This window comes from Thalassotalea sp. G20_0 (assembly GCF_017744175.1).
Lineage (GTDB): Bacteria > Pseudomonadota > Gammaproteobacteria > Pseudomonadales > Endozoicomonadaceae > Endozoicomonas.
Window position 1 is genome coordinate 56,613 of record NZ_JAGHQV010000032.1, and the last position, 19,437, is coordinate 76,049.

Below are 19,437 nucleotides of genomic sequence, written 5' to 3' on the forward strand. Positions count from 1 at the left end.
TTTAATAACCGGCTTCTGCCCGGGAGAGGATAACATCATGGAACAGACATGGCGCTGGTACGGCCCTAAAGACCCGGTCACCATTCGTGACATTATGCAGACCGGAGCAACCGGTATTGTTTCGGCACTGCATCACATTGCCAATGGTGAAGTATGGAGTGTTGAGGAAATTGAAAAGCGCAAGCGGGAAATTGAGTGGGATGAGGAACAAGGCCGTCCTACCGGATTGCGCTGGTCGGTGGTTGAGAGTGTGCCGGTCTCCGAAGACATCAAAAAACGGACCGGTGACTTTGCACGTCATCTGAAAAACTACGCCACGACCATTCGCAATCTGGGTACCTGTGGCATTGATGTGGTGTGCTACAACTTTATGCCAGTGCTGGATTGGACCCGTACCGACCTTGCTTATGAAGTAAGAGACGGAAGTCGTGCGCTTCGCTTTGACCGCTACGAGTTTGCGGCATTTGAACTGTATGTTCTGAAGCGCCCGGGGGCGGAAGTGGATTACAGCGAAGAAGAGCAGGCCAGGGCCAAAGAACGCTTTGCGACCATGACCGAAGCAGATATCCAGCGCCTGACCAAAAACCTGATTGCCGGCTTGCCCGGTGCAGAAGAAGGTTACACCCTGGAGCAGTTCCAGCAGGCGCTGGACAGCTACGCGCACATTGATGCCGAAGGCCTGCGCCAGCACCTGTTTGCCTTCCTGCGTGAAGTCGTACCTGCAGCGGAAGAAGCTGGCGTACGTCTGTGCATTCACCCGGATGACCCACCCTGGGCGATCCTGGGTCTGCCACGCATTGCCAGCACAGAAGACGACTTTATTCGTATTACCCAGGCAGTAGATAGCATATATAACGGCATTACTTTCTGCACCGGCTCACTCAGCCCACGGGAAGATAATGATCTGCCGGGTATGGTTGAGCGTCTGGGCAGCCGTATTCACTTTGTCCACCTGCGCAGTGTGGAGCGTGAAGACGATGGCAGTTTCTATGAAGCCAACCATCTGGAAGGCATGGCCAACCTGTACGACGTGACTCGTGCACTGGTTATGGAGCAGCGTCGTCGTAAGGCTGAAGGTCGGGTAGACTGCATGATCCCCATGCGTCCTGACCACGGTCATCAGATGCTGGACGATCTTAACAAGGAAACCAACCCGGGCTACTCCTGCATTGGCCGTATGCGTGGCCTTGCCGAACTTCGTGGCCTGATGATGGGCATTGAACGGAGCCTGTAATGACCAGTCAGACAGCCCATGCTGTGCGTGTCGCCTGTATTGGTGAGTGCATGGTGGAGCTGTCACCTGCAGAGAATGGCCTGTTCAAACAGGCCTTTGCCGGCGACACGCTCAATACCGCTATCTATATAGCCCGAACCGCAGCACACGCGATTGATACCAGCTATATCACCGCCATTGGCAAAGATAGCTTCAGTGATCGCATGATTGATTTTTTCCAGAGTGAGAAGATCAATTGCCAATGGATTTCACGGCTACCCGAAAAAGTACCGGGCCTGTATGCCATTGAACTGGACGCCTATGGAGAGCGCAGTTTCAGTTACTGGAGAAGCGATTCTGCTGCCAGGGCGTTATTCAGCCATGGTCTTACACCGGCACAGCGTTCTGAACTGGCGGAATCATTCGACCTCTACTACCTGTCAGGTATCAGTCTGGCTATTTTGGATGAAGGTAGCCGGGAACTGCTGAAAAAAACCCTGACCAGAGCCAGAGAGCGAGGCGCAAAGGTCGCCTTCGACAGCAACTATCGGCCACGTCTCTGGTCGTCCAGGGAACAGGCTCAGTCAGTGACCAACGAGTTTCTTGCGTTAACCGATATCGCGCTGGTTACCTTTGATGACGAGCAGGCACTGTTTGGCGATCAGTCTATTACCGACACCAGAAATCGACTGTCTTCTATTCCGGAAGTGGTCATTAAACAGGGTGGTGATGGCTGCAGCATCATTGTTAACCAGGCATTGTCCTTTGTACCGGCCTCAGTTGTCAGTCAGATCGTAGATACCACATCCGCCGGTGACTCCTTCAATGGTGGTTATCTTGCCCGCAGAATGTCAGGCGATACACCGGAAACTGCCGCCGCTTTTGCCCACCGTCTGGCGGCAAGTGTCATACAGTACAAAGGCGCTATCATCCCCACATCTGTTACCTCCCGATTATTGGAACAAACACAGTCATGCTAACCGCCCGTGATGTTTTAAACCGTGCTTTTCCCGTCATGCCCGTGATGGTGATCGACGACATTGACCAGGCTCTGCCCATGGCCAGAGCCCTGTACGATGGCGGTATCTCGGTATTTGAGGTGACACTGCGCAGCGAGTGTGCCGTTGCAGCGATTCAACGGATTAAACAGGAGATGCCTGACTGTCTGGTGGGTGCCGGTACGGTGGTGAACCCGGAACAATTACTGGCCGTTCATCAGGCCGGTGCCGATTTTGTTATTTCTCCGGGTGCGACCCCCGCGCTTCTTGCGGCGTCCAGAGAGCAAAATATCCTGTTATTGCCTGGTGTATCTTCTCCGTCAGAGGTTATGCAGGCCCTTGATTATGGGTTCGATGTATTGAAGTTGTTCCCGGCAGAAGTCGTAGGTGGACAATCTATGTTAAAATCCCTGGCTGGCCCGTTTCCTCAGGTGACCTTTTGTCCTACCGGAGGCATTAATCCGGAAAACTACCAGGATTATCTGGCACTGGATAATGTTCTGTGCGTCGGTGGTTCCTGGCTGGTACCTAAATCGGTGGTTGAAAGTGGCAACTGGAGCGAAATAACGTTGTTAGTTAAACAGTTGGCACGCTGATTCCCTACCGCAATACTTCTCGGGTATTGCGGTATAAAATAAACCAACAGACTCAAAAAGTGGCACAAAACCCAATGCTTGTCCTGTCAGAACCCAAGCGGCTATATCAGAAAATTGGACGTGATATCCGCCAGCAGATTATTGATGGTGTCTACGCGGTAGGCAGCCGCCTGCCGGCTGAACGGGATATTGCAACCATGCTCAATGTCAGCCGCACTATTGTACGTGAAGCGCTGATTATGCTCGAACTGGAAGGTCTGATTGAAGTGCGTAAAGGCTCAGGCATTCATGTTATCGCCAGTGAACGTAACCAGCCTGCCACCGCATCCGATGATCACGATCTCGCCAGTGTCAATGATGTTGGCCCATTTGAGTTATTGCAGGCAAGGCAACTGATCGAAAGCCATGTGGCTGCCTTTGCGGCAACCCAGCTGAATAAGTCCAACCTGCAAAACATGAAAGCGGCTCTCGAACTGGAGAAAAAGGAAATTCGCCAGGGCATTAACAGTGGCAAAGGTGACGAGCTGTTTCATATTGCCGTGGCGGAAGCCACCCAGAACAGTGTGCTGGTTGCCTTAACTCAGCAACTGTGGGACATCCGCAAAAACAGCGCCATGTGGAAACGTCTCCATGAATGGATTGGTAAGGTAGACTATCTTGAAGAGTGGGTGAGCGATCATGAAAGGATTATTGAGGCTTTATCCCAGCGCAAATCGGAAGAGGCAAGGGATGCCATGTGGCAACACCTTGAGAATGTAAAAACCACACTCCTGCGGGTTTCTGACAATACTGAAGACTCTTTTGATCGCTTTCTGTTTGACTACAGTCCGTCCGTGATTTCTTAACAAAGACACAAAGGTTTTCCCGGGTTTGTCTGAGCTACACTCAGCAAACAGAAGATTTCCTTTGTGCCTTCGTGTCTTTGTGGTTCAAGGCTTTTATAACTGTTGCAATCCTCTCCCCTTGGGAATGCACACCAAACCTCTCAGCAAACGACCACCGAAAGAAAGCCCTATCCAAGATAAACATCTGATTTAAATCAATATTAAGAAAAAACTCTTATTTTATACTCGCTGAGCGGTATTTTTTCTTGAATTTTCTTTATAAGCATTCGTGTCGGTATATCGGCAATTCTTGAATGGCTACTGATAAAGCCCGGGAGTCTGGAAACACGACGACTGATGCATAAACATGCACCAGGGCTTATATAGTTAGCAGTTCCATATCATAAATTAGAAATATTGATGGGCTTAGTGATGATAAAAGCAGTAAAAGCTGCCATAGCCGTCGGCATGGCAGTTGTCCTTTCCGCTTGCGGGGGAGCAGAAGAAGCAGTCAAGATGAAAGACACGCTGGTGGTTGGCCAGGGTGCAGATGCCAAGACTCTTGACCCTCATGCCACCAATGACCAGCCTTCTTCCCGGGTGGCGGTTCAGATTTACAGCCAGCTGGTTGAGACAGACAAGGACATGAATATCGTGCCTGGTCTGGCTGAATCCTGGAAAAGTCTGGATGACAAAACCACTCAGTTTACGCTGAGAAAAGGTGTCAAATTCCATAATGGTGAAGAACTGAAGGCATCTGACGTTAAATTCACACTGGAAGCCATGATCGCTTCGCCAACGGTGGCTCATATCGTCAACTCCATCAGCACTGTAGAAGTGGTTGATGACTACACGGTGAACGTCATCACCAAAGAGCCTTTTGGTCCTCTGCTTTATCATCTCACGCACACTGCTGCGTCCATTCTGAATGAGAAAGCCGTTAAAGCGGCGGGTGACAGCTATGGCCAGAAACCAGTGGGAACCGGACCATACCAGTTTGTTGACTGGGCTGTGGGTGATCGCATCACGCTGAAAGCCTTCGATAATTACTACGGTGGCAAACAGGAAATTCCTAACGTTATCTTCCGTAATATTCCTGAAGGCACTAACCGTGCCATCGCTTTGGAAACCGGAGAAATCGATATCGGTTATGACCTTGAACCTATCGACAAAGACACGGTTCGCAGTAAGGACAACCTGGCACTGGTGGAAGAAGAGTCGTTCTCTGTTGCCTACCTGGGCTTCAACACCAAAAAAGCACCCTACGACAATGTGAAAGTACGTCAGGCGATTTCTTATGCCATCAATGCGGATGACATTGTCGAAGCGGTGTTGATGGGTGCCGGTTCTCCGTCAAGCTCACCGATTGGTCCCAAGGTATTTGGATTCAACCCGAATATTGAAAGATACAAGCAGAACTTTGATAAAGCCCGTGAGCTTCTGACAGAAGCGGGTTATGCCGACGGTTTCAAAACCTCTATCTGGACCAACGACAATCCTACCCGTGTCCAGATCGCCCAGGTCCTGCAGGCGCAACTGCGTCAGATCGGTATCGATATGTCCATCGAAGTGGTTGAGTGGGGCGCATTCCTGGACGGTACCTCCCGTGGTGACCACGACATGTTCATTATGGGCTGGGTAACCGTGACCGGCGATGCTGACTACGGTCTCTATGCACTGTTCAACTCCGCTACCCACGGCGGTGCCGGTAACCGTTCGTTCTACAGCAATGCAGAGGTGGACCAGCTGCTGAATCAGGCCCGTACTTCTACTGACGCCGGTGAACGAAAAGAGCTGTACGGCAAGATTCAGGTAATTCTGCAAAACGAAGTGCCAACATTCTCCATCTATGATCAGTACCAGAACATTGGTATCCAGAAGAATGTGCTTGGCTTCCACATGGCACCTGCGGGCCACCACAAAATCAGAGGTGTCCGCTTCCAGGGCTAATTTGAATCTGACCATCACGCTGTTCTGTGCAGCGTGACTTTCTGCCCATCAAAACGCTTTACCGATGGACTCAGCCCCTTATCAGGTGAACCATGCATAGATTTATACTCAAAAGGCTATTGCTGCTGATACCCGTGTTACTGGGTGTCTCCCTGCTGGTATTTGCCATCATGTCCTTCACCCCCGGCGATCCGGCACAATTGATTCTCGGGGAAAATGCACCGCCTGAAGCAGTGGCCGAATTGCGTGAAGAAATGGGGCTAAATGATCCGTTTTTGCTGCGTTATGCCCGCTTTGTCGGGAATGCGGCGACGGGTGACCTGGGCCAGTCCTACACCAGTGGCCGTGATGTATTTGATGAAATTTTTTCCCGATTCCCTAACACGCTGATTCTTGCAGCGCTGGGTGTGGTGATTGCAGTGATTATTGGTATCCCCATCGGGATCATCTCTGCTACACGACAGTATTCAATGATCGACAGTGGTTCGATGTTTTTCGCCCTGCTGGGTGTCTCCATGCCCAACTTCTGGCTGGGCTTGATGATGATTCTGTTGTTCTCCGTCAACCTGGGCTGGGTGCCCTCCGGTGGCTATTCCAGCTGGAGTTCACTGATCATGCCCGCTATCACTCTGGGTACCGGTTCTGCCGCCATTATTACCCGGATGACCCGTTCCTCCATGCTGGAAGTCATCCGTCAGGATTATATCCGTACCGCCCGCGCCAAAGGTGTGGCTGAGAATGTGGTGATTAACCGCCATGCCCTGAAAAATGCCCTGATCCCGGTGATCACGGTGATCGGTTTGCAGTTTGGTATGTTGCTCGGCGGTGCGGTACTGACCGAGACCGTGTTCTCCTGGCCAGGTGTTGGCCGGATGATGGTGGACGCGATTCGCCAGAAAGATGCGCCAACCGTCCTGGGTACCGTGGTATTCCTTGCCACAACGTTCAGTCTGGTCAACCTGCTGGTGGATCTGCTGTACGGTTTTGTTGACCCTCGTATCAAATCCCAGTACGCCTAAGGAGCAAGAATCATGTCTCAGGAAATGACGCTGGATCCGGTACAGGGTCAGCTGGATAAGAGCCCGGCAAAAGGGGCACCGAAGAAACGCAGCCAGTGGTTAGAAGTCTGGCATCGTCTGAAGCGTGACAAAATGGCCATGCTGGGTCTGTTTATCATCACCCTGGTGGTGCTGGCGGCCATCTTTGCAGATCTGATTGCAGACTATGAGACGGTGGTCATTGCCCAGAATCTTGCTGATCGACTGCAGGGACCCAGTGCCCAGTACTGGCTGGGAACCGATGAGTTTGGTCGGGATATTTTTGCCCGGATCATTCACGGCACCCGGGTCTCTCTGATGGTGGGTGTACTCTCTGTGGCCATCGCCATTGTCATGGGCGGCGGACTCGGTGCGGTGGCCGGTTACTACGGCGGCAAGATAGATAACGTTATCATGCGGGTGATGGATATCTTCCTGGCCGTACCCAGTATTCTGTTGGCCATTGCCATTGTTTCCGCGCTCGGCGCCAACCTGATGAACCTGATGCTGGCCATCGCGATTTCCAGCGTTCCTACCTACGCACGTGTGGTGCGAGCATCGGTGCTGACCATTCGTGACCAGGAATTTATCGAAGCCGCCCGGGCTATTGGTGCCAGTGATCTGCGGATTATTTTCCGCCATATTATTCCTAACTGTCTGTCGCCGGTCATTGTACAGGGTGCGCTGGGGGTGGCGGGTGCCATTTTGTCCACAGCGGGTTTGAGCTTTATTGGTCTTGGTATTCAGCCACCCGAACCGGAGTGGGGGGCAATGCTTGCCGGTGGTCGTCAGTATCTGCGCCATGCATGGCATGTGACTACTTTCCCGGGTCTGACCATTATGATCACGATTCTTGCCCTGAATCTGCTGGGTGATGGTCTTCGTGATGCCCTTGATCCACGACTGAAACATTAACAGGCCCTACGTTCTATTAGAGAAATGCTATGACAGAACAAGCAAACAAACAGGATCTGTTGTCTATAGAAGACCTCAGCATCGTGTATGAAGTGGATGGTGAAACCACCTACGCGGTCAACGGCTTGAATATCAGTCTGAAGCGGGGGGAAACCCTTGGTTTGATCGGAGAAACCGGTGCCGGCAAAACGACAACGGCCCTTGGTATTATGGGCCTGGTGCCTAACCCTCCGGGTCGAATTGTCAGTGGTAAAGTGGTCTTTGATGGTCAAGACCTGCTGCAAATGCCCAAAGAGAAACTGCGTGGCGTTCGGGGTAATCGGATTTCCATGATTTTCCAGGATCCCATGACCTCTCTGAACCCGGTGATGACGGTTGGGGAGCAGATTGCCGAAGTGATCCTTATCCACGAAGGCGTCAGCAAAAAAGAGTCTTTCCGCAAAGCTGGCGAGATGCTGGAGATGGTGGGTATTCCGGCGGCCCGGGCGGGTGACTTTCCGCACCAGTTTTCTGGCGGCATGAAACAACGGGTAGTGATTGCCATTGCTCTTGCCTGTAACCCGGACCTGCTGATCGCTGATGAGCCGACCACGGCACTGGATGTCACCATTCAGGCCCAGGTACTGGATCTGATGAAAGATCTGAAAAGCCGTTACAACACCGCGATGATTCTGATCACTCACGACCTGGGGGTTGTTGCCCAGGTGTGCGACAAAGTGGCGATTATGTACGCCGGTGAAGTGGTGGAGAGTGGTGATATTCGCGATGTGTATGAAAATACCAAACATCCTTACACCAGGGGGCTGTTTGGTTCGATTCCCGATCTCGATCACTCGGTTGGACGACTGAACCCCATTAAAGGCATGATGCCGGATCCAACTGACCCACCGTCCGGTTGCAAGTTCCATCCCCGTTGTCCGGATGCAACAGCAACCTGTGCGGCCTCAGAACCGGAACCGGTTTTGACGGAAACCGGCCATGTTGCCCGCTGTCTTATGTTGCAGTCAATGGTAGAACAAACAGACGTTAACAGGGTGCAGGGGTAAGGTTATGTCAGACACTATTCTGGAAGTCAGAAACCTCAAAAAATATTTCCCGACCCCCAAAGGCACCCTTCACGCCGTGGATGGCGTTAACTTTGCCATCAAGAAAGGGAAAACCCTGGGCATTGTCGGTGAGTCCGGTTGCGGTAAGTCCACCACCGGCCGGGTCATCCTGCGGTTGCTGGAAGCCACCGATGGCGACATCCTGTTTGAAGGGCAGAATATTCGCCACTTCAACAAAGATCAGATGCGGCGACTGCGTGAAGATATGCAGATTATCTTCCAGGATCCTTTTGCCTCTTTGAACCCCCGGATGACCGCCAGTGAGATCATTGGTGAACCACTGCTGATTCACAACAAAGTGAAGAACAAGCAGGAGCTTACTGCACGTGTCGCTGAATTAATGGAGCTGGTTGGCCTAAGCCCTCGACTGGTCAACACTTATCCCCATGAGCTGGACGGTGGTAGACGGCAGCGTATTGGTATAGCCCGTGCGCTGGCGCTGAAACCAAAGTTCATTATCTGTGATGAGCCGGTATCGGCGCTGGATGTATCCATTCAGGCGCAGATTCTGAACCTGATGCAGGATCTGCAGGAACAGCTTGGACTCACTTATATTTTCATTACTCACGATTTATCGGTGGTTAAGCATTTCTCCGATGAAATCGCGGTTATGTACCTGGGGCAGCTGATTGAGAAAGCACCGGCGAGGGATTTGTTCAGCAACCCGACTCACCCTTATACCAGGGCCTTGTTATCGGCTATTCCTTCGATTCATCTGGACCATAAAATGGAACGTGAAGTGTTGCAGGGCGAAATTACCTCACCCATCAACCCGGCACCTGGCTGTCGCTTTGCGCCCCGTTGCAAGTATGCAGCACCGGAGTGTACCTCCAGAGAGATTCACCTTAACGAGATCAATGAAGGACACTTTGTTGCCTGTGCCATGGCCGGGGGTGACCCTCTTGAAATTTATGAGCCGATATTAAGCAGACTGCATTAACGCGCCAAAAAGATACCGGATGACTTCAACTTCTTCTTCGTCAAACCCTGAGAGTTGAAGTTTGTCTCGGTGTCTTTTGCCGTGAAAGAAAAATTGCCACGGAGACACAGAGGCACGGAGACAAGATAAAGTTTTACCTCTGTGTCTCCGTGCCTCCGTGGCAAATCTTTCATACCAGAGGGTGACGAACAATCGTCATGAGTATTTGTGACAGTCACGAGCCGTAATCAGGAACAGATGATGGATCAATTTATGGCTAAGGAACGTTATTGTTATTTTGTTGTCCTTGATTTCCTTACACCGGCATTCATAAATCAGGCGTGGATGATCAAATGGACAAAACAACCAATGAAGTTAGCCATTATCACTCATTTCCAAATCAAACAATAACCCATTCTTCATTACATCCGGCGGGAGACAAAAGGAAAGCATCAGTTTTTCCCGGTGACAAGGCAGCGCCTGAGCAGCCTTCAGCACAGCGATCAAGATTAATAGAACCCCAAAAAGTCCCAACGCCTGACTTAGGACAAAGGACGACAGCCGCCTGTCAAGCTACCTCTCACTTTCAAAGCGATCACTCCACCGCCCGCTCAACGGATCAGGAAGCGGCCTATCAGAGCCTGAGTACCGGTGAGTTCTTTTTTGCCAATACTCCGTTAACCCAACAGCGAATTATTGATCAATTACGCCATGAACAGTCGGCAACCTATTGCATTCGTGCGCTGGATGATCTGGAAAAACACGGCCTGATGCAACAAACCTGGCTAGAGGGCGGCCAATTACAAAAAGCAGAAGGCCGACTGTTTACGGATGAGCCGATGACCCTGGTTTTTGACCTGACCTCCATGACACCCGGTGATATCGCCAGTTTTAATGACCTTCTTCAGGTGGGGCCCAAGTGTAACGATAAACCACTGGGCGACCGGGTCCGGCGGGTATTTCTGGTCAACCAGGGGATGCTGGACGGGAGCCAGCCCGCCAACCCCGATCTCTGGCGCAGATTGGGGCAAATGCCGGAAAAGGTGGTAGCAGAAGCCGACTATATTACCGATTCGGTCACCGACGAAACCTTGCTGGCCCAAAAAACCACGGAAGACATCCCGGCTAATGTCCCCCTCATCACCATCGACTTTGCCACCACCGACAACTGGTACCTCCAACTGTTTGGTGGTATCAACCTCAATGATCGGGGTCAGCTGGTTTTTTCTGAAGGGGCCCTGGCCAACCTGAAAGAGAATACCCACCTGGTGTTTAACAACGCACCATGGGACGACACTGGCTTTCAGACAGCCCTGGCAACGGCCATACGGGTTGGCGGATTTACCGCCAACCGGCAATGGGTCAGGCTGCCTGAGCAGATATCCCTGTCCGTAGCGCATATCTGTGCCACCGAACTCAATGCCCGGAAAGACCAAACGATCAGCGACAGCACCGTTTTTTGTCCCCAAAGCCCGTTTGTGGTGATTAACGGCAGCTCAATCGAGCGTCTCAAAGGCCATGTGATGATAGATGGTACTACCGTTGTGCAAACAGACATGCTCGCTAACCTGCTGCAAGGTTGCAGGCAACTGGTGCTTACTGGCGAACTGGATGACAAACAGTGGTTATGGTTATTGTGCCAATTGGAGGAATTACCGGAGAGTAAAAGACCACGGTTGTTTGCCAATTTGCCAACCGATTTGTTGCTTCCTGCAATGGCTACGGGAGCCTGCAACCCACACTGCGTCACTTTCACCTATCAGATCAACCCCGGGGATACCCTGGAGTCCCTGCAACAGGTCAACCTCACCAGCCAGAACCGTTTCACCTTTTCCCTGACCAACAGTCCACTGTTGGCTGCCCTGGTCAATGGGACGCCAACTACCCTGTATGGTCTGGAGCGCAACAAGGAATTGGCTGCCAACCTGGAAACCCTGTTATTGCCTGCCCCTTACCTGTTTATTCATGGGCACAAGATTGATCTGCCAAAGGCACGGGCCACATTCATGACCCCCCCGGGGCAGCAAGCCACCGGCTCAGCATTGATCAACGCCCTGCTTAACGTTTCCGACAGCCAACCACCTGCACCGGAAAACCCGGTCTATTCCCTGCTGATGTCACTGCCCCAATCCCGTCAAAGGCACTATCCGGACAGGCCGCCCTGGACCGGGGAGGATTTTCAGTATCGGTTTGAGCAACAGTGCGAGGCAGAACGTCTGCTGGATGGTAGCCCCGGGCTTTTGCCCTGCCATCAACGCCAAGCCTTGCATGTGCTGTTGGCCAAGGCGTATCGGGGCGATCCGAAGATTTACAGTTTCATCAAGGCGAAAATTGCCTGCTACTATCCGGATCAACCCGCCGACAACCGTGCCGACCGATCCGCCCTGGAGCGCTGGCTGACCCACCACCCGGCTCCGGAACTGAGGGACATCAAGGCCGACTTCTGGATGCTGGCCCGACATTGTCCGGTCACTGTACACCAAGGTATCAAAGCACCGGATGACATAGATAACAACAGGGTGAAACAGCTGGCCATCTATGTGGTCGTCGCCGCCCACCCGGCACGGCAGCGGCCCCTGGCACAGCGATTGGGGGTCGACCTGAGGCGGGCCCGGCAAAAACGCTTTTTTGACGGGAATGTGCGCTCAACCTTAAAAGATACCCTGATCGCTCACCGGCTATCACTCAAGCAAGACACCATCATCAGCCAAACGGCCGGGACGCTGGAGAGCCAGATTGCTGCAATTCTGATGGGGGATCAGACCGATCAACTGAAATCACAACAGATCCGGGAGATACTGGCCACTGCCTTTGTTAATGATCAGTTGCCAGTGCAGTGTCAGGATCTGCCCGATGCCCTCCTTGCCCGGCAGCGCCATAACCGGTCCCGGCAGGAGCGGCGTCTGGTGCATTTGGCCCGGAGGGTCCGGGAGCATCCCGTGGTGTTCCTGCAGGGCGAGGCCGGAGCCGGCAAGACCTTTATGGCCAGGGCCATTGCCGCCAAGGCTGGTTATCCAGCCTGTCAGGTGCTTCAGCTTGGGCCCAACCACACCCGAGAAGCCCTGTTTGGTGGGCAACAGCTGGTCAGTTATCCAACCGGCAATGGAGCGGTGGATCACTGCACCGAATTTCGCGAAGGGCCACTGCTGCAGTGGGCATTATCGGACAATCCGCCCCTGCTGGTGCTTGATGAAGCCAACCTGGTGCCAGAGGGCCTGCTTGCGCCCCTGGCCGGTTTAACCCGGCAACCGCCGGTGCTCCATTATCAGGGCCGGGAATACAGACTCAACGAACACCAACAGCACCGGATTATTCTCACCGGTAATCCGGATCATTATTCGGGGCGGCACCTGGATAATACGTTGAAATCACGGATTCCCACCTTCTTCTACAACCCCTTGCCAGACAGCGTGCTGGCCAACGCCATCATTCTGCCCAACCTGCCGGAGGCCTGGCCTGATCACCTGAAACACCAGACCTGTGACCGGCTATTAACCCTGTACAACCAGTTCCGCGAGCTGCTGGACCAGACCACACCCAGAGATATCATCGATGTGCTGGCTACCGTTCGCCAGATTCTCCGTCACTGTTCCGCTACCGGGGAAGACACGCCAGCGCAAGTCAACGCCCTGATCAGGCGGGCATTTATGGACAGCCTGGCCGGTGCTGTAACCACGGAATACCAGCAACGGCTGAACACCCTCAACGTCTGGTACCAGGGCCAGTTCAAGGAAGATCCGTCCCTTTTGGCGGGGGTTGACTGCAGCTTTACTGATTTTATCCAACGACTGCAGGCCGCCAACCCCGATGGTGACTTCTCTGCGGAGCCTGTCCGGCAACTGGTCTACCGCTACTGGCAAAGTCTGGACAAGGATGACTCGGGACGCACTGCCATGCTGGTGGAAGGGCCGGCAGGCTGGGGCAAGGATTTTGTGCTGGGCAGAACCATCCGGCTCTGGCAAAAACAAGAGAGGAAGCAACGGCCAGTACGCCCGTTTGTCCATATCAATGCCAACCCGAACCAGTGGAGCAATCTGGCCGAGAGCGTTAAACAGGCCATGAGCCAGGGGCAACTGATCGCCATCAGTGAGCTTAACCTGATTCCCAGCCACTATGCAGAAGGGTTGCTGAATGATGTATTGACCGGCCATGCAGCACCGGGGTTCCGCCTGTTTGCCACCATCAATCCCGGCTATTTTGTCGGACGGGAAGCACTGAGCAAGGCCCTGACCAGCCGCTGCACCCAAATCAGGCTGGCGGCCCTTGACCCGGAAGACCTGGCAAGGCTGGTGCAGGGATTGCCCGAGATACCCGACGGGTTGCCCCAATGGCTGGCGGGTCACTTCCACCAACTATCCACAGCACTGCATCAGCAGAACTGCCCGGTGCAACTGTCACTGGACGACCTGTTCAGCAGTGCCCGGCATCTGGCCAGTCAGAGGCCTGAACAGTGGTATCAGGCCTTGCAAAAACACCTGTCACTGCCCTTTCGCGCCTTGCAGACACTGCTGCCTCCGCTGCTGGAGGATGCAGCACGCCTGGAACGAATCAAGCAGGAAGAACAACGGCGCCGGGCCCTTGAGGCCAGCGCTAATAGCATGCCCGGACTGTTGACGCCCATCACGGTAACATTCGGGCCTGTACCCCGTTGTCATGACCGTGAAATCACAGTGACACCGGAGGCAACAGCTCAGAACGTCATGACGATTGTGCATGCCATGCAACAAGGCCCGGAGATCAGCCGCAAGAGCGGGTCAACGGTAAAGCGAAAAAAAACCAGTCATTTGGCTTACCCTTCCGCATTTGGCGATATTGTGGCTCCCCGCCACTATAAGGTCACCAGATACTTCCCCAAACACCCTTACGATGCCTGCCAATATCGTCTCTCTTTTCTCCAGACCCGTCTGGATGAAGACGGCCAGTTGCGCAACTACCCCATCGACTGGACAAATGGCACGATAACCTCTGTGGCAGGATGGCCTGGTGATCTCGTCTGGCGAACCGACCTTGAAGCCGATGAACTGCCCGGCAAGTTTACGCTGATCCTGAATAACCAGTGGCAGCCCCTGCCTGCCCTGACGTCCAAAGACCAGCTCCGGGCACTGCGCTGCACCCCGGACACCCCCATTGAGCTGGCCCGAAGCGAGCTGACAGGGCAACTGTTAATCAAAAGTAAGGCATCCTCAGCGTCACCGGTAACGGTGGACTTTATCATTGCCCGCGGGCAAACCTATTTTACCCGACTGAGACCGGGCGACCGGCTTACATTACCAGAGGGATTGTGCAGTCAACGGCTTGCAGATCTCCTGGCAGAGAAGATTTTTTACTCCGGAACCAACACCTGCGAAGCCTATGCAGAGCTGCATGACATCGATGGGATCTTGGATATCCCGCAACGACTCAATGCGTTGATGGGTTGGCTGGATACATTTTCCGATAGCAAAAATGTGACCGGGCAAGATGAACAGCTGTTGCTGAATATGCTCAGGGAGAAACAAGGGGTTTGCCGACACAAGGCGATGATCTTCCAGGTACTCTGCCACTATTGGGGTATTCCAGCCCGGCAAGTAGAGAATGCTTCGCACCGTTTTGTTGAGATCAGCCCCGATGGCGGCCACACCTGGCGACAATACCAACTCGGTGGCGGCGGACGGGCCACTGCAGATATCACAGAACCCGACTGGGGGGAGTATCGTCAACCAGACTTTTCTAAGCTGAAGCTGCCCACTAAAAGTGGGTATTCCGACCAATTGATCGATTCACCGGGAGTTTCGTTGAAGCTCAAAATTGACTATTGTCTTTCTCATCTTACATGTGAATTACAGCAAAACCAAAACGGCTCAGTTTCGACTGAGCTTATGCACAAATTTAAAGATATCTACTCTGAATTCCACAGAGAACCTTTAGGCTCCAGCCTTGACAAAGATTTGCCGAATAATTGGGGGATACTATTATCGCCACAAATGTTTTACCGGTTTGGTGAAAACATACAAGACTGGGAACATATCATAGAAAAAAGCGCTTGGTATATGGCAGATGTTAAAGGCAATATCGGTACGAAAAAATTTTTAATTACCCAGTGTCTGCCGGAATTATGTCACCTGTTACATACACAAAAGCCTGATGTGCACTATTTGAACTGGCTATGTGATCTTTACCGCTCAGCGCCTCAATTTCTGAAATATGCACTATTGGCTATCTTACAGACGTTCTCTGGGTCCTGTGACTCCTGTCAGTTAAAAGACCGGGTAAAATTATTGCTTGGGACTTATCCTCTAAGCCCCTTGAAAACTGACTTTGATGCAAGTAAACAACAAGGTATTCACATCGTACGATGTTCAGAACGCTGCTTAAAGTTTATAAAAACGATGACCATGAGCCGCTCTCTATTGCAGCGTCTATCGCAGCCTCGCGTCCATCAACAACTTCACTACCAGCCTGTGGGCAATAGCATTATCATCCCTGAAAAACTTATGTCCGGCGAGGCTGCTTTCCTGAACGTATCAAAATCTATAAGCTACAAACCCATTATCTTCAATTGTACTTTTTTACCAAAAGAAGAGGTAGACAAAAAAATTGAGGAAAGAATAAAATCCGGAATTAGATCAGAAATCAGGGAAATATATGAGAGTGAAAAGGATTTTGTAACGTTAAATAATATAGTAAAACAAATATTCCTTTGTTGGCTGGCAGCGCATCACATTCATCATGCCACTCCTCCCATTTGGTTGGCTATGTTTTATGATTACTATGCTGAGACAATGCAGCCTATCCAGCCTATCCAGGAGTTCTTCCTTACGGATGGCGATGATGGTGTTGATCCCATGCTCCAATTAAAATTACCCCCGGAAAGTATAAAAGGCTATTTTAACCAACCTTCCGCTGTGGTTCTTCAAACGGATGATTTGCTTGTCCTCTTAGACGAGTTTCTTACATTGATCGCAGATTAGGAAAATAGGGAGAAGGAAACATTAGTCATGCCGTTTTTTGGTTATTGGGTAGGACAAATAAACCCGGGAAAAATTCATAAACGATAGTTCGAAATTATGGACAACTGTCGGTAAGTCAGATTCCGGGAAACCTGATTTCAACAGGGCAAGGGCTATCGAGCCATCAGTCAAACTATCCGAATAAACCAGAAATCCAAAAGCGCATTAGCAAACCGCTCAACAATGACTGCTCGATAAATGTTCATGCGTTTGCAGTGGAAGGAACGTTCTTATTATTTTGTTGTCCATAATTTCCTGACACTGGCATTCATAAATCAGGCGTGGATGATCAAATGAACAAAACAACCAATAAAGTTATCAACTACCACTCCTTTCCAAATCAAACAATAACCCATTCTTTATTACATCCGGCGGGAGACAAAAGGAAAACATCCGTTTTTCCCGATGACGAAGCAGCGCCTGAGCAGCCTTCAGCACAGCGATCAAGATTAATAGAACCCCAAAAAGTCCCAACGCCTGACTTAGGACAAAGGACGACAGCCGCCTGTCAAGCTACCTCTCACTTTCAAAGCGATCACTCCACCGCCCGCTCAACGGATCAGGAAGCGGCCCATCAGAGCCTGAGTACCGGTGAGTTCTTTTTTGCCAATACTCCGTTAACCCAACAGCGAATTATTGATCAACTACGCCATGAACAGCCTGCAACGTATTGCATTCGTGCGCTGGATGATCTGGAAAAACATGGTCTGATGCAACAAACCTGGTTAGAGGGCGGCCAATTACAAAAAGCAAAAGGCCGACTGTTTACTGATGAGCCGATGACCCTGGTGTTTGACCTGACCTCCATGAAACCCGGTGATATCGCCAGCTTTAATGACCTTCTTCAGGTGGGACCCAAATGTAACGATAAACCACTGGGCAACCACATCCGGCGGGTATTTCTGGTCAACCACGGAATGCTGGACGGGAGCCAGCCGGCCAACCCCGACCTCTGGCGCAGATTAGGGCAAATGCCGGAAAAGGTCTTGGCAGAAGCTGACTATATTGCCGACTCGGTGACCGATGAAACCTTGCTGGCCCAAAAAACCACGGAAGACATCCCGGCCAATCCCCTCCGCGTCACCATCGACTTTGCCACCACCGACAACTGGTACCACCAACTGTTTGGTGGTATCACCCTCAATGATCGGGGTTGGCTGGTTTTTTCTGACGGGGCCCTGGCCAACCTGAAAGAGAATACCCACCTGGTGTTTAACAACGCACCATGGGACGACACTGGCTTTCAGACAGCCCTGGCAACGGCCATACGGGTTGGCGGATTTACCGCCAACAAGCAATGGGTCCGGCTGCCTGAACAGATGTCCCTGTCCGTAGCCCATGTCTGTGCCACCGAACTCAATGCCCGGAAAGACCAGACGATCAGCGACAGCACCGTTTTTTGTCCCCAAAGCCCGTTTGTGGTGATTAACGGCAGCTCAATGGAGCGTCTCAAAGGCCATGTGATGATAGAGGGCACTGCCGTTGTGCAAACGGAGATGCTCGCTAATCTGCTGCAAGGTTGCAGGCAACTGGTGCTTACTGGCGAGTTGGATGACAAACAGTGGTTATGGTTATTGTGCCGACTGGAGGAATTACCGGAGAGTAAAAGACCACAGTTGTTTGCCAATTTGCCAACCGACCGGTTGATCACTGCAAGGGCTGGCCACTGGCCAACCACTGGAGCCAACAACCAACACTGCGCCACTGTCATCTATCAGATCAACCCCGGGGACACTCTGGAATCCCTGCAACAGGTCAACCTCATCAGCCAGAGCCGTTTCACCTTTTCCCTGACCAACAGTCCACTGCTGGATGCCCTGGTCAATGGGACGCCAACGACCCTTTATGGTCTGGAGCGCAACCCGGAATTGGCTGCCAACCTGGAAACCCTGTTATTGCCCGCCCCTTACCTGTTTATTCATGGGCACAAGATGGATCTGCCAAAGGCACGGGTCACCTTCATGCCCCCCCCGAGGCAGCAAACCACCGGCTCAGCATTGATCAACGCCCTGCTCAACGTTTCCGACAGCCAACCACCTGCACCGGAAAACCCGGTCTACTCCCTGCTGATGTCACTGCCCCAATCCTGTCAAAGGAACTATCCGGACAGGCCGCCCTGGAACGGGGAGGATTTTCAGTATCGGTTTGAGCAACAGGCCGAGGCAGAACGCCTGCTGGACGGTAGCCCAGGGCTTCTGCCCTGCCATCAACGCCGGGCCTTGCATGTGCTGTTGGCCAAGGCGTATCGCGGCGATCCGGAGATTTACAGTTTCATTAAGGCGAAAATTGCCTGCTATTACCCTGATCAACCCGCCGACAACCGTGCTGACCGATCCGCCCTGGAGCAATGGCTGACCGACCACCCTGCCCCTGAGCTGAGGGACATTGAGGCTTGTTTCTGGACGCTGGCCCGGCACTGTCCGGCCACGGTACACCAGGACATCAACAACCCGCACTCTATTTGTCGCGACGCAGTGAAGCAGCTGGCCACCTATATGGTCGCCGCCGCCCCCCGGGCACAGCAGCGGCCCCTGGCACAGCGATTGGGTGTTGATCTTCGGCTGGCCCGGCAAAAACGCCTGTTTGACGGGAACCTGCGCTCAACCTTAAAAGATACCCTGATTGCTCACCGGGCATCACTCAGGCAGGGCACCATCATCAGCCAAACAACCGGGACGCTGGAGAGCCAGATTGCTGCCATTCTGAATCAGACCGACCAACAGAAATCACAACAGATCCGGGAGTTACTGGCCACCAACTTTATTGATGATCAGTTACCCGGGCCGTGCCAGGATTTGCCCGATGCCCTCCTTGCCCGACAGCGCCATCACTGGTCCCGGCAGGAGCGGCGTCTGGTGCATTTGGCCCGGAGGGTCCGGGAGCATCCCGT

11 protein-coding genes are annotated in these 19,437 nt (G+C 52.4%); all 11 read left to right on the top strand.

The window, feature by feature from the left end; translation table 11 throughout:
• The first annotated feature begins 37 nt into the window (after positions 1-37).
• Positions 38-1,234, top strand: a complete 1,197-nt coding sequence (uxuA, locus tag J7438_RS17645) for a mannonate dehydratase (RefSeq protein WP_209277590.1) — start codon at positions 38-40, stop codon at positions 1,232-1,234.
• The gene (locus J7438_RS17650; RefSeq protein WP_209277591.1) at positions 1,234-2,193 is read left to right on the top strand and encodes a sugar kinase; all 960 of its coding nucleotides are present in this window, start codon (positions 1,234-1,236) and stop codon (positions 2,191-2,193) included. The genes uxuA and J7438_RS17650 overlap by 1 nt, the downstream gene beginning before the upstream one ends.
• Positions 2,187-2,807: a bifunctional 4-hydroxy-2-oxoglutarate aldolase/2-dehydro-3-deoxy-phosphogluconate aldolase gene (locus J7438_RS17655; protein ID WP_209277592.1), complete on the top strand. Its 621-nt coding sequence runs from the start codon at positions 2,187-2,189 to the stop codon at positions 2,805-2,807. Before J7438_RS17650 ends, J7438_RS17655 begins: the two co-directional genes overlap by 7 nt.
• Before the next feature lie 59 nt (positions 2,808-2,866).
• Positions 2,867-3,652, top strand: coding sequence for an FCD domain-containing protein (locus J7438_RS17660; protein ID WP_353620153.1), 786 nt, complete (start codon positions 2,867-2,869; stop codon positions 3,650-3,652).
• A gap of 411 nt (positions 3,653-4,063) precedes the next feature.
• Entirely contained in the window at positions 4,064-5,581 is a 1,518-nt protein-coding gene (locus J7438_RS17665) for a glutathione ABC transporter substrate-binding protein (protein ID WP_209202986.1), read from the top strand.
• A gap of 92 nt (positions 5,582-5,673) precedes the next feature.
• Positions 5,674-6,600, top strand: coding sequence for a nickel ABC transporter permease (gene nikB, locus J7438_RS17670; protein ID WP_101747425.1), 927 nt, complete (start codon positions 5,674-5,676; stop codon positions 6,598-6,600).
• Positions 6,601-6,612: 12 nt separating this feature from the next.
• Positions 6,613-7,533 (top strand): nickel transporter permease, encoded by a 921-nt coding sequence (gene nikC, locus J7438_RS17675; RefSeq protein WP_209202987.1) that lies wholly within the window; start codon positions 6,613-6,615, stop codon positions 7,531-7,533.
• Between the two features lie 29 nt (positions 7,534-7,562).
• Entirely contained in the window at positions 7,563-8,579 is a 1,017-nt protein-coding gene (locus tag J7438_RS17680; RefSeq protein WP_209277593.1) for an ABC transporter ATP-binding protein, read from the top strand.
• A 4-nt stretch (positions 8,580-8,583) separates the two neighbouring features.
• Positions 8,584-9,579: an ABC transporter ATP-binding protein gene (locus J7438_RS17685; RefSeq protein ID WP_209277594.1), complete on the top strand. Its 996-nt coding sequence runs from the start codon at positions 8,584-8,586 to the stop codon at positions 9,577-9,579.
• A 332-nt stretch (positions 9,580-9,911) separates the two neighbouring features.
• Positions 9,912-16,508 (top strand): AAA family ATPase, encoded by a 6,597-nt coding sequence (locus J7438_RS17690; RefSeq protein ID WP_209277595.1) that lies wholly within the window; start codon positions 9,912-9,914, stop codon positions 16,506-16,508.
• Positions 16,509-16,840: 332 nt separating this feature from the next.
• Positions 16,841-19,437, top strand: a 2,597-nt coding sequence (locus J7438_RS17695; protein ID WP_209277596.1) for a hypothetical protein, incomplete at its 3' end; no start/stop codon positions are given.